Here is a 9,805-nt window from a genome sequence, read left to right on the forward strand (position 1 = left end):
GTGCTGCCCACAGCACGTCAAGCCCTTGTGGGGGCAGCCTGCCATTTGCGCTGGCGTCCCTTTCTTATTTTCAGCAAGATCCGAACTCCTGCTGCTGCGGCAAAGACTACTCGGAACTGCAGCCTGCAGGAAAACCGCGTGCGAACCGCCTTTGTGTCCCAAAGCGGCTGTACGCTGATGCGGGGAACCGTGTACATGGTCAGGTAATGGGAGAACACCGAGACGATGACGCTCTTCACTCCGTAGACCAACCCTGTCAGCACTCCGGTGGCAGCTGCGTCCCCTGCTCCCAGCACGGTGTTCCACTCGATCTGCCTGCAGTACACGCGCCGCAGCGCTTGTCTGATGATCGGCTGCAAGTCATGGACCTGCTCCAGCCAGTAGTGGTATTGATCCGACCATTTTTGCACGGTTTCCCAGTCAATCATCTTATCGCGGTGTTTTTCATGTTCCTCCCGCACCTTTGCGACAATTTCCGGTCGAATGTCATCCATGTGCAGTCTGAGAATCGGCACTTCTTTTTTCACTCGGATCAAACCAAACCAAGCCCTTACCGTCACGACGAGATGGTCGTTGTCTTCTATACGCCGATACGTTATCTGAATGTGAAGCGGAGTAAGTAAGATGAGAACCAATAGACCGATAATTATCGCCAGCAGCAACCAACCCAACAAACGAAATCCCCGCCTTTCGTCCCTTAGTATGAGTCGAAAGAACGGGGAATATGTTCCATTTTTATATACTTCTTCCTTGCTGTGCCATGCCAGCGGACATTCCCATATCCTGTCTGACTTGCTGCGGATTCGTGCCGGCAAAACCGGGTTGGAAGATGGAGTGGGCTCCGTACGACAACTGCGGAATCTGCTGCTGTTGCTGCTGGTAGCCTGCCATTTGCTGTTGCCCGTAGGCAAATCCGCCGTCACGGGCGATATCCTGCCTGATTTGCTGCGGGTAAGTTCCGGCAAAGTTCGGGTGGAAGATCGCCTCGGTTCCGGCTGCATGCATATGGGTTGCTTGCTGCCCAAAGCCGCCCATCTGGCCATAGCCAAATCCGCCCTCGCGGCTGATGTCCTGTCTTACCTGTTGGGCATTCGTCCCGGCGAAGTTCGGCTGGTAGACCGCCTGCACACTGCTTGGATACGCCTGATGCATCATCTGCTGCTGCGGTGCATGCTGCTGGTAACCGCCTATTTGGCCGTAGCCAAATCCGCCTTCACGGGCAATGTCTTGTCTTACTTGCTGGGTGTTGGTTCCGGCGAAGTTAGGCTGGAAAATGGCTTGAACGCCGCCCGAATACAGATGCTGCGGTGCATGCTGCTGGTAGCCGCCCATTTGGCCGTAGCCAAATCCGCCTTCGTGGGCAATATCTTGCCTTACTTGCTGCGTGCTGGTTCCGGCAAAATTGGGTTGAAACATCGCTTGGGCTCCGCCGGAAATGCTGCTGATTCCTTGATTGCTAGGGTAGTTTGTGTACATGTTTTTCGCCTCCTGGCCCATATTGTCTTCGAAAAAGCACTTCTTATTCAGGGGATTGCTTCCATTTTTCAAAAGGAAAAGCACCAGCATGGTGCTTTCCCCCATCATCCAGCTATTCGGTTTTCCTTATTTGCCGGCAAGTTGTTGTTCAGCGAAAGACACCAGGCGCTTGGTGATTTCTCCCCCAACACTTCCGTTTTGACGAGAAGTGGTGTCAGCGCCCAATTGTACGCCGAACTCCTGAGCGATTTCGTACTTCAGTTGATCTAAAGCCTGGTTTGCTTGGGAAACGAGCAGACGGTTGCTGCGTGCCATGTTGATTCATCTCCTTTGTAAGTTATATGAAAGGTAATCTATTGATTAACGAGCCAACTGTTGTTCTGCAAAGCTTACCAAACGCTTCGTAATTTCTCCCCCGACACTTCCGTTCTGGCGGGAAGTAGTGTCAGCGCCCAACTGTACGCCAAACTCTTGAGCAATTTCATACTTCAGTTGATCCAGAGCCTGATTCGCTTGAGGTACCAAAAGGTTGTTGCTATTAGCCATCTCTCAATCACCTCCTCTGTAAGAATACTGTTTGCGAAGAGGATGCCATTTATGCGTTATAGTCAGGTTGAAATTTTTTACATTATTTTTGTGAGGATTTCCTCAGCGGCCTGGTAGGCTGAATCTGCTCTCCCCAGCTTCGCTGTTCGCTCCGCAACCGACTGCCAGCGTTCCCGCTCCGCCTGCCATCCCCCCAAAATAGAAGCGATCTGTTCAATGGACTGCGCTTCCTCGGCAACGCCGCACGCCCGCAAAAAAGCGCTGTTTTTCTTCTCCTGGCCTGGCAGCGGCTGATACAAAATGAGCGGCTTGCCCATTGCCAGCGCCTCAGAACAGGTGAGTCCGCCCGGCTTGGTAACGATGACATCTGCCGCACCCATCCACTCCCAAATCGCCTCTTCAAATCCGAGTATCCGCACGGCATGGCCGACGGCAGAACGGCTTTTTTCCATTGTCTTTTGCAATTGCGCCAGCAGGCGGGCATTCTTCCCGGTAATGGCGATGATTTGCAGGGGAGTCTGGAAGCGCAGCAGGCGGGCCAACACCGGTTCAAAATTGCTGCATTTCCCTTCCCCGCCTGTCAGCAGAACCGTAAACCGATCCGGATTCAGACCCAACTGTTTGCGCCAATCCCGATTGGGACGCAGGCGGGCAGTCATAAAGGCCGGCCGGATGGGGATGCCGAAGCTGCAGATTTTCTCCGGGTCAATGTGGAACTGCGCGACCAGCTGATCCGCTACTTGTTCATGGGCTACGAGGTAAAAATCGACGGCCGGATGCACCCAAAACCGATTGACATGAAAGTCAGTGACAACGCACCCCAGGCGGAACGGCTTTGCCAGTTTCCGTTTGGCTTCTGCCAAAGCAGACAGACAGTAGGCGTGGGTGGCAATGACCACATCTGGTCCCGTTCGGATCAGCTTGTCGTACAAACGTTTAGACAGCGAGACGGCAAGCGGTTTTTGCAGAATCAGAGCCAAGGAATTGCCGTTGTCGTAGATGCGCTGCCAGAGCGCAGGCGTGTAGCGCAAGCTGTTGTAGTAAACGATGCGGGAGAGGCTGCGCAGGATTGGACTGACCGTCTCCAAACCTCCCACCACGCGTACGTTTGCCTCGGGCGCTTTGTCCTGAAACGCCTGCTGCAGCGACAGGGCTGCCATCTGATGACCGCTCCCGGCCCATTCTTCCGTGCAGATGAGAATATACGGTTTCATAGCACCTTTACCTCTGAAGCCGCCGGCAAGTAACGACGGAGCAGTTCGTCTTTTGATATGTAGACTCGTTTCAGCGCCAGATCCTGCTGACCCTTGCGAACGCGTTTTCTTCCCTCCGGATGGAGGATGCTCAGCATCAGTTTGAGGTACCAGCGCTTGTAGCGGAAAAACCAATTGATTGGAACATCGGAGACACTAAAGCCGAACGGCTCCACACCCCTGTACAGCAATGTGGTTCCAACGATCCCTTTTACTTCCCTCGCTCTTGGGTGCTCTGCCAACAGCTTTGCAAGCTGCGGGAGGGACTGTTGACTGTACCGGCGCAACAGCAGCGCCAATTTGACATCGTTATTGATTCCGTAAAACAGTTTTGCCAGCAGGTAATTATGGATATGGAGTTTTAGGATGAGATCCCCAGGGCCTATTTCCTGTTGATCCGCTGTAATCAACAGTTCTCCCTGGTACCGGAGCAATACGTAGCGAAAAATGTTTCGTCCTTTGTCGACGTACTGAAGTCTCGTACAACGGTGGTAAAGCGTATCCCATATTCCCCATAGCACCAATATGCCGGAATTCATTCACCTTTGTCCTTTCTGCCCAGTTTCACAAAACGTAGTATTCCCTTTCGCAGACTGTTTGCATGCAACAGGGACGTTCGTCCAACGCCCCTTGGGATCAGCCAAATCTCCGCTTTGCCTTTCCGATCAACAAAACCAAAATGACTGCCGTCTGTGGTATCCAGGATGTCGAATAAGGAATCATTTCCTTAAGCCTCCAGAAAAACGGATCTTCCAGCAGCATTTCTACTGCCGTGTACGCCAATATGCCCGACCCGATGTACACAAGAAACGAAAAGCGATTCATCAATCGGGCAACCAGTGAACTGCCCCACATCAATAAAGGAATACTGAGCCCCAGTCCGAATACTACTAACCATGGATCACCATGGGCCGCTCCGCCAACGGCCAGCACGTTGTCCAGGCTCATCACAAAATCGGCCAGAATGATGGTTTTGACCGCTTGTCCCATCGTTTGGCTAAAGGTGACTTCCGCGGTTTCTTCCCCGTCTTCGATCAACAGTTTGATCGCGATCCAGAGCAGCAGAAGACCCCCGATGGCCTTGATCAGCGGAATGTTCAACATCCAGGTAGCCATCCCAGTCAGCAAGACCCGCAGCAAGACAGCTCCCAACGTACCGTATTGGACAGCGCGTTTGCGCTCCAACGGGGGAAGCCCGCGGCATGCCATCCCGATAACGACGGCGTTGTCGCCGCTCAATACCAGGTCGATCATAAAAATATTGAAAAAAGCAATCCAAAAGTCCCCGTTCATTCCATCCTCCCGGAAAATTGGGCTTGTTTCATTGTATGCCAATGTCAGGAGGGACATGCCAGACGGACTTCTCCAGAGATGTCAGGCGGGAATCGAGATTTTTTGTCGTAATTTGGAAAACGATTTTTGGCTATAAACCGGGAAAGATTCTTGCAATTATAAAATTCGTTTAATACGATAAATGAGGGGGAAGACGCGATGATCGACACTAATTTGCTTAATCTCGAGGAAATCTCGGAGAAAATTATCACCTTGAATCCAACCATCACGGAACGTTGGCTTCATGAGGTGAAAGAGAAAATGATCGAGGTTACGATCCCGATCGAGTTTGCTGAGGGTCGGACCATTTTGATCGCACGATCCCTCGTGGAGGATGTTCAGGCCGAACTGCAAGCTTGGTCGCTCGACATGGGGGTTTGGCTGCGTGCCAAGCATTATCCTCTCTCGTCTATTCTTCGCAGTTTCCAACTGTTTCGAAACGTTTTTTGGAATGTCCTGCGCCCTGCCCTTCCCTCGTTGACGCTAACGCAGCAGGAGACGATTTATCTGGAAAAGCGCATTGGCGAGGCAATTGACGAAAGCCTTTACTGGGCCGTCTATCACTTTGAACAATTGGTCAATGCTGAGTTGACACAGAAGGAAGAAACGATCACTTATTTACATAACGACAAATTGACGATACTAGGCAAGCTGGCTGCCAACATGGCACATGAATTGCGCAATCCGCTGTGCGCGATTGAAGGATTTCTGAAGCTGATTCAGGAGTCCACGCAAGGCCAAAAAGACCTGGAATCCTACATTCACGTCATCATGCATGAATTCGACAATCTGCATCGGCAAATCACCGGGTTTCTCAGCTTTTCCAAAAAGCCGATTCTCGATGAAGTATTTAAAAAAGTGGACCTGAAGCAGCTGCTAAATGAAGTGGAGGTATTGATCACGCCCAGACTGATCGCCGAGAACATCATCCTGGAACGGGATATCGACGATTGTTCGCTCTACTGTTACCAGGAGGGCTTAAAGCAGGTCCTGGTCAACCTGTTTAACAATGCGATTGAAGCCGTTCAGTTAAGAGCAGACAAGCGTATACGCATCATCTCTTGCTGCACCGATGAAAAGGTGACGATTGTCGTAGAGAACAACGGAGAGCAAATCCCCGACGAGATCGTGGGTCAGTTGTTTCATCCCTTCTTTAGTACCAAGGACAACGGAACCGGCATCGGTTTGTCGATTTGTAAAAACATTATTGAGAAGCATAACGGAACCATACGCTGCCAATCATCGGCAGAGTCGACCAAATTTACGATTACGATCCCGCATTTACACGGGGAATAACACAAATACAGCGTCCCGAATCATCTGCGTTCGGGACGCTGCTTTTTTTGCCGACAGCAATCTCGATCTGGATGAATGACCGGAAAATAGGCCTTTACCCAACACAAATAAAGATGGATAAACGTACAGTGTTATTGGATGGTTAGATGACTATTGATAAGGAGGTACCTTACGTTTGCATTCCCAATTCAAGGCTTGGAAAACGTACGTCAGCCCGTTTGATCCATGTCCGCCGGTGTTTGTCAAATGGTATTCTACTCCGCCACAGCTGTATCTAGGCTTTCAGCCGCCTGATTTACCGCAATTTTCCCCCTTTGAAGCTTTTCGGCGCGGTGTACTCTGGCCTGTATTGTACAGCCCGTACGAGGGGAGAAAGGCGCACAACGAAATGAGGGATTATGAATGAGCGAGCAAAGAAAGATTGACGAGCGGTACTATAAATTGCTGGAGGAAATTCAGGCGTTGGATTTTGTCCTGGTTGAACTGAACCTTTACCTTGATACCCACAAAGGGGATGTTCAAGCGGTCAAACAGTACAATCAGTTTACGGAAAAGCGCTGGAAATTGGTCCATGAATTTGAATCCTGCTACGGGCCGTTGATGAACTTCGGCCACAGCTTTTCCGGTTTCCCGTGGCAATGGACTGACACCCCCTGGCCCTGGCAAGTATAACGCTATAAGGAGGAGTAAAACATCGTGTGGATTTACGAGAAAAAATTGCAATATCCGGTTCGCGTCTGCAAATGCGACCCCAAGATGGCCAAATTTCTGCTGGAACAGTATGGGGGAGCAGATGGAGAATTGGCCGCCGCACTCCGTTATCTGAACCAGCGCTATACGATTCCAAACAAGGTAATTGGCCTGTTGACCGACATCGGAACAGAGGAGTTCGCACATCTGGAAATGATCGCGACGATGGTTTACAAGCTGACGAAAGACGCTTCTCCGGAAGAATTGGAGGCGGCTGGCTTGGGGGCACATTTTGCCAACCACGACAGCGCTCTCTTCTACAGCAATGCCGCCGGCGTTCCCTGGACCGCGACCTACATTCAAGCGAAAGGCGATCCGATTGCTGACCTTTACGAGGATATTGCCGCAGAAGAAAAAGCCCGCGCCACCTACCAATGGCTGATCGACATGACTGACGACCCGGATCTGCAGGATAGCTTAAAGTTCCTTCGCGAGCGGGAAGTTGTACACTCGCAAAGATTCAGGGAGGCTGTTGAAATATTAAAAGAGGAGCGTGACAGGAAGAAGATCTTTTAAGACGGGCACACTCCGCAGGGGCATCCCCTAACCGGAGTGTTATACATAACCGATATGACGATTGTGACCATCCTCGAAATTGAATTCGGTAGAAGACCAGAGCACCAGCTCTTCGCAAAAACGGGAAAGATGCATCATGACGAGCGATGCGGCGCTGAGAAATTCAAGGATGAAGTCTCGGTCGCTCACAGCATCCATCGAGTTCTCGTATATCCGGTCAAAACCAAGCTCCTTCGCCACCAGCTCCCGATCGATCGGGAATGTGGTGCCAGCCAGCGCACCTGCGCCGAGCGGCAGCAGGTTGATCCGTTTCAACGCATCCTCAAGCCGTTCCACGTCACGCGAAAACATCCCGAAGTAGGCGAGCAGATGATGCGCGAAAAACACTGGCTGAGCCCGCTGCAGATGAGTGTACCCCGGAATCATCACACCCAGAAGGTCGACCTGGTGAGCGATAATCTGCTTGGTCTCCCTGCGCAAATACAGATGCAGGTCTGTTGCCACCTGGTCATTCCGCGAGCGTCCGGTATGAAGCTTGCGTCCGTTGGTTTGGTAAAACGCCCGCCCCACAATTTCATCCTGTTCACTCCCGATAATTTGTCACTCTAGTGATTGAGCACCTTGCCGAGAAAATCTTGTTTGCGGACTGCTAAAAAATTAGCCGGGCGGCGCTAGCTCAACAATCTTTCTTAACATACCGCTCCCTATACACCGGGAGGTTCTTGGGAACTAGCAATTAACGGCTTGCTGGGCACGCCAAATAAAAAAACCTTGATTTTTCAAGGTTTTCACGTCTTTATGGAGCGGGTGATGGGAATCGAACCCACGCGACCAGCTTGGAAGGCTGGGGTTCTACCATTGAACTACACCCGCATATATGGTGCCGAGGACCGGACTTGAACCGGTACGGGAGAAACTCCCGACAGATTTTAAGTCTGTTGCGTCTGCCATTCCGCCACCCCGGCAATTATGAATCATAATGGTCGGGAAGACAGGATTCGAACCTGCGACCCCTTGGTCCCAAGCCAAGTACTCTACCAAGCTGAGCTACTTCCCGTATTGGAGGTAAAAAACGCGTGAGACGCAAAGCATGCTCACTGTCAGCTAAATAAAATGGCGTGCCCTGAGAGATTCGAACTCCCGACCTTTTGATTCGTAGTCAAACGCTCTATCCAGCTGAGCTAAGGGCACTTATATTAGATAAAACGGGAAGAAACCCATCTGTAATTCACTATGGAGCGGACGACGGGGATCGCTTCTTACCAGCGACACTGTGTCGAATTACCTCGTGCGCAGCCAGATGTGCAGTACCCGAGCGCTGCTTCTTGAAATGCATCGAGGGTGAGCGGCCCTTTTGCAATTTCAATAATGGAGCGGACGACGGGTCTCGAACCCGCGACCTTCGCCTTGGCAAGGCGACGCTCTACCAATTGAGCTACGTCCGCAAACGAAAGATGGTGCGGTCAAGAGGACTTGAACCTCCACGGTGTTGCCACCACTAGAACCTGAATCTAGCGCGTCTGCCAATTCCGCCATGACCGCATGCAGCTTATACAATTCTCGAAAGCGATACTTGCTTGCTTTACAAGATAAGTAACTGGTGAGCCATGAAGGACTCGAACCTTCGACCCTCTGATTAAAAGTCAGATGCTCTACCAACTGAGCTAATGGCTCATTGTTGTAAATGGTGGGGAGAGACGGATTCGAACCGCCGAACCCAGAGGGAGCAGATTTACAGTCTGCCGCGTTTAGCCACTTCGCTATCTCCCCATGGTACAACGCCTGGTGCCGGCGATAGGACTTGAACCCACAACCCCCTGATTACAAGTCAGGTGCTCTACCAATTGAGCTACACCGGCATATTGTATTCTTTGAATAATCCGGTACGGGTGAGAGGCCCGTACTTGCTATCTTGAAATGGCGGAGCTGACGGGACTCGAACCCGCGACCTCCGGTGTGACAGACCGGCGTGAACTCCAGCTTCACCACAGCTCCATAAATGCCCGTACCATCTATAGTACAGCTCTATCCGTCTCAATGCAACAATTTTTTCTACTTGATCAGAGAAATCAACTCGGTGTAGTTAAGTAGATAATTTGGCTGCACCCATCGAGTAGCACCATTCCACTTGATCTAAGATGTCAATTCGACGTAGTACAAGTAGATAAATTGGTTGCGGGAGCAGGATTTGAACCTGCGACCTTCGGGTTATGAGCCCGACGAGCTACCGGACTGCTCCATCCCGCGACGATAAACTGTTACTTGCCGCTACCCCCTAGGGCAAAACCTTACGACATCTGTCGCGCGAGCAAGTGAACATGGTGGAGGCTGACGGGATCGAACCGCCGACCCTCTGCTTGTAAGGCAGATGCTCTCCCAGCTGAGCTAAGCCTCCACAACACCCCACAAAGTGACGTAAGCCTTCGAAGGTAATTTCGAGTACTTTGCGGGGACCCCAAACAATTTATGGTGACCCGTAGGGGATTCGAACCCCTGCATGACAGCGTGAAAGGCTGCTGTGTTAAACCGCTTCACCAACGGGCCGTATATATGTATAAATGGTGCTCCCGACAGGAATCGAACCTGCGACCTCTTCCTTACCATGGAAACGCTCTACCTACTGAGCTACAGGAGCG

The 9,805-nt window shown here is 51.3% G+C and carries 11 protein-coding genes, 14 tRNA genes and 1 pseudogene; 4 read left to right on the forward strand and 22 right to left on the reverse strand.

The features are described from left to right. Positions 1–17: 17 nt before the first annotated feature. From HGBM_RS30870 to HGBM_RS23265, 7 genes are all read right to left on the reverse strand, one after another. Positions 18–674: a DUF2953 domain-containing protein gene (locus HGBM_RS30870; protein ID WP_019123488.1), complete on the reverse strand. Its 657-nt coding sequence runs from the start codon at positions 672–674 to the stop codon at positions 18–20. 61 nt (positions 675–735) lie between these two features. After that, a complete protein-coding gene (locus HGBM_RS30875) occupies positions 736–1,476 on the reverse strand; it encodes a hypothetical protein (protein WP_161605093.1) in 741 nt (246 codons plus the stop codon). A 126-nt stretch (positions 1,477–1,602) separates the two neighbouring features. Further along, positions 1,603–1,791: an alpha/beta-type small acid-soluble spore protein gene (locus HGBM_RS23245; protein ID WP_019123490.1), complete on the reverse strand. Its 189-nt coding sequence runs from the start codon at positions 1,789–1,791 to the stop codon at positions 1,603–1,605. Positions 1,792–1,836: 45 nt separating this feature from the next. Further along, positions 1,837–2,022: an alpha/beta-type small acid-soluble spore protein gene (locus HGBM_RS23250; RefSeq protein WP_019123491.1), complete on the reverse strand. Its 186-nt coding sequence runs from the start codon at positions 2,020–2,022 to the stop codon at positions 1,837–1,839. A 77-nt stretch (positions 2,023–2,099) separates the two neighbouring features. Next, positions 2,100–3,236 (reverse strand): MGDG synthase family glycosyltransferase, encoded by a 1,137-nt coding sequence (locus HGBM_RS23255; protein ID WP_019123492.1) that lies wholly within the window; start codon positions 3,234–3,236, stop codon positions 2,100–2,102. After that, on the reverse strand, positions 3,233–3,814 hold the full coding sequence (locus HGBM_RS23260; protein ID WP_019123493.1) for a YkoP family protein: 582 nt from the start codon (positions 3,812–3,814) through the stop codon (positions 3,233–3,235). The genes HGBM_RS23255 and HGBM_RS23260 overlap by 4 nt, the downstream gene beginning before the upstream one ends. A gap of 97 nt (positions 3,815–3,911) precedes the next feature. Continuing rightward, on the reverse strand, positions 3,912–4,568 hold the full coding sequence (locus HGBM_RS23265; RefSeq protein ID WP_019123494.1) for a TerC family protein: 657 nt from the start codon (positions 4,566–4,568) through the stop codon (positions 3,912–3,914). A gap of 198 nt (positions 4,569–4,766) precedes the next feature. Between HGBM_RS23265 and HGBM_RS23270 the strand changes: the two genes are divergently transcribed. The 4 genes from HGBM_RS23270 (at position 4,767) to HGBM_RS23285 (ending at position 7,169) form a co-directional block, all read left to right on the forward strand. Then, positions 4,767–5,903, forward strand: coding sequence for a sensor histidine kinase (locus tag HGBM_RS23270; RefSeq protein WP_019123495.1), 1,137 nt, complete (start codon positions 4,767–4,769; stop codon positions 5,901–5,903). A gap of 175 nt (positions 5,904–6,078) precedes the next feature. Further along, a complete protein-coding gene (locus HGBM_RS23275) occupies positions 6,079–6,309 on the forward strand; it encodes a spore coat associated protein CotJA (protein ID WP_019123496.1) in 231 nt (76 codons plus the stop codon). Beyond that, a complete protein-coding gene (locus tag HGBM_RS23280) occupies positions 6,306–6,575 on the forward strand; it encodes a spore coat protein CotJB (protein WP_019123497.1) in 270 nt (89 codons plus the stop codon). The genes HGBM_RS23275 and HGBM_RS23280 overlap by 4 nt, the downstream gene beginning before the upstream one ends. A 24-nt stretch (positions 6,576–6,599) precedes the next feature. After that, complete coding sequence (locus HGBM_RS23285; RefSeq protein ID WP_019123498.1) at positions 6,600–7,169, forward strand: manganese catalase family protein; 570 nt, start codon at positions 6,600–6,602, stop codon at positions 7,167–7,169. 75 nt (positions 7,170–7,244) lie between these two features. Here the strand turns inward: HGBM_RS23285 and HGBM_RS23290 are convergent. The 15 genes and pseudogenes from HGBM_RS23290 to HGBM_RS23360 all read right to left on the reverse strand — a co-directional run. Then, positions 7,245–7,712, reverse strand: a pseudogene (locus tag HGBM_RS23290) (lyase family protein); the annotation flags it as partial. A gap of 256 nt (positions 7,713–7,968) precedes the next feature. Beyond that, a tRNA-Gly gene (locus HGBM_RS23295) sits at positions 7,969–8,042 on the reverse strand. A gap of 5 nt (positions 8,043–8,047) precedes the next feature. Continuing rightward, positions 8,048–8,134 (reverse strand) — tRNA-Leu (locus HGBM_RS23300). Positions 8,135–8,149: 15 nt separating this feature from the next. Then, positions 8,150–8,226 (reverse strand) — tRNA-Pro (locus tag HGBM_RS23305). A 57-nt stretch (positions 8,227–8,283) separates the two neighbouring features. Further along, positions 8,284–8,360, reverse strand: a tRNA-Arg gene (locus HGBM_RS23310). Between the two features lie 178 nt (positions 8,361–8,538). After that, positions 8,539–8,614 (reverse strand) — tRNA-Gly (locus HGBM_RS23315). A 10-nt stretch (positions 8,615–8,624) separates the two neighbouring features. Continuing rightward, positions 8,625–8,711 (reverse strand) — tRNA-Leu (locus tag HGBM_RS23320). A gap of 56 nt (positions 8,712–8,767) precedes the next feature. Further along, positions 8,768–8,843, reverse strand: a tRNA-Lys gene (locus HGBM_RS23325). Between the two features lie 11 nt (positions 8,844–8,854). Next, positions 8,855–8,939, reverse strand: a tRNA-Tyr gene (locus HGBM_RS23330). 13 nt (positions 8,940–8,952) lie between these two features. Beyond that, a tRNA-Thr gene (locus HGBM_RS23335) sits at positions 8,953–9,028 on the reverse strand. Between the two features lie 59 nt (positions 9,029–9,087). Next, positions 9,088–9,164: transfer RNA gene (locus HGBM_RS23340), tRNA-Asp, on the reverse strand. Between the two features lie 175 nt (positions 9,165–9,339). Further along, positions 9,340–9,416, reverse strand: a tRNA-Met gene (locus HGBM_RS23345). 72 nt (positions 9,417–9,488) lie between these two features. Next, a tRNA-Val gene (locus tag HGBM_RS23350) sits at positions 9,489–9,564 on the reverse strand. 72 nt (positions 9,565–9,636) lie between these two features. Next, a tRNA-Glu gene (locus HGBM_RS23355) sits at positions 9,637–9,713 on the reverse strand. Positions 9,714–9,728: 15 nt separating this feature from the next. Beyond that, positions 9,729–9,804, reverse strand: a tRNA-Thr gene (locus HGBM_RS23360). Between the last annotated feature and the right edge of the window lies 1 nt (position 9,805).

Source organism: Brevibacillus massiliensis (assembly GCF_000311785.1).
Lineage (GTDB): Bacteria > Bacillota > Bacilli > Brevibacillales > Brevibacillaceae > Brevibacillus_C > Brevibacillus_C massiliensis.

What these genes read in the sequence shown, in the direction of transcription:
- HGBM_RS23260 (WP_019123493.1), bottom strand. Translation starts at nt 3,814, where the DNA reads ATGAATTCCGGCATATTGGTGCTATGGGGAATATGGGATACGCTTTAC.
- HGBM_RS23265 (WP_019123494.1), bottom strand. Translation starts at nt 4,568, where the DNA reads ATGAACGGGGACTTTTGGATTGCTTTTTTCAATATTTTTATGATCGAC.
- HGBM_RS23255 (WP_019123492.1), bottom strand. Translation starts at nt 3,236, where the DNA reads ATGAAACCGTATATTCTCATCTGCACGGAAGAATGGGCCGGGAGCGGT.
- HGBM_RS23245 (WP_019123490.1), bottom strand. Translation starts at nt 1,791, where the DNA reads ATGGCACGCAGCAACCGTCTGCTCGTTTCCCAAGCAAACCAGGCTTTA.
- HGBM_RS23250 (WP_019123491.1), bottom strand. Translation starts at nt 2,022, where the DNA reads ATGGCTAATAGCAACAACCTTTTGGTACCTCAAGCGAATCAGGCTCTG.
- HGBM_RS30875 (WP_161605093.1), bottom strand. Translation starts at nt 1,476, where the DNA reads ATGTACACAAACTACCCTAGCAATCAAGGAATCAGCAGCATTTCCGGC.
- HGBM_RS23270 (WP_019123495.1), top strand. Translation starts at nt 4,767, where the DNA reads ATGATCGACACTAATTTGCTTAATCTCGAGGAAATCTCGGAGAAAATT.
- HGBM_RS23280 (WP_019123497.1), top strand. Translation starts at nt 6,306, where the DNA reads ATGAGCGAGCAAAGAAAGATTGACGAGCGGTACTATAAATTGCTGGAG.